Raw genomic sequence first — 806 nt, 5'->3', positions numbered from 1 at the left:
AGTCTCAAGATCGGGCTTGCGGTCGCCATGACCGGCGCCTACGCGCCTTATAGCGAGGCGGAAGGCGCGCGCTGCATGGCCGACAGGCTGAACAAGGCTGCCGGCGCCAACGACCCCAAGGTCGAGCTGATGATCGAGGACAACCGGTCCGATCCGCAGCTTTCGGTCTCGCTCGGCCAGAAATTCCTCGATGCCGGCGCGCAGGTCATCACCGGCGTGCCGTTCCCGGATGCGCTGATCCCGATGGCGCAGACCGCTCAGCCCTATGGCGCCACCGTGTTCTCGGCGCCGAACACGCAGCTCGAAATGCAGCGGGCCGGGCTCGACAATTTCATCGCCGGGGCGGTGCCCGATCCGATCAACGCCTCAGCCACCGCGAACGCGCTTTACGGCAAGGGTGCGCGGACCGTGGCGCTGATGGTGTCGCCCGATGCCGGTTCCTATTCGGAGAAGCTGCCGGAGTGGTTCGGCGAGGTGTTCGAGCATCTCGGCGGCAAGGTGGTCGGCAAGTTCAATTATTCCTACGGCACCACCGACTGGTCGCCGCAGATCGCCTCGATCAAGGCGCTGCCGCAGAAGCCGGACGCGATTCATATCTGCGCGGTGCTGCCCGATGTCGGCATCCTGATCCGGCAATTGCGCGCCAACGGCTATGATGGTTGGGTGGCCGGCTGCGACGCTTTCGACGACAAGTCGCTGGAAGGCACGGTCGGCGATCCGAAGTCGCTGGAAAAGGTGATGTTCGCGACCCATGGCGCGACCGGCGTCGGCGGCCCGATCGACAAGTTCCTCGCCCAGTGCAAGGC

General features: G+C 65.4%; 1 protein-coding gene. It reads left to right on the top strand.

Annotated elements, in window-relative coordinates; translation table 11 throughout:
• Positions 1-806 (top strand): ABC transporter substrate-binding protein (locus tag EOA28_RS37325; protein ID WP_148671188.1); only part of this gene is annotated, 806 nt, incomplete at both ends.

This window comes from Mesorhizobium sp. M2A.F.Ca.ET.067.02.1.1, assembly GCF_004023285.1.
GTDB lineage: Bacteria > Pseudomonadota > Alphaproteobacteria > Rhizobiales > Rhizobiaceae > Mesorhizobium.
The sequence above is the reverse complement of the archived record's forward strand: the minus strand, read 5'-3'. Positions and strand labels throughout refer to the sequence as shown.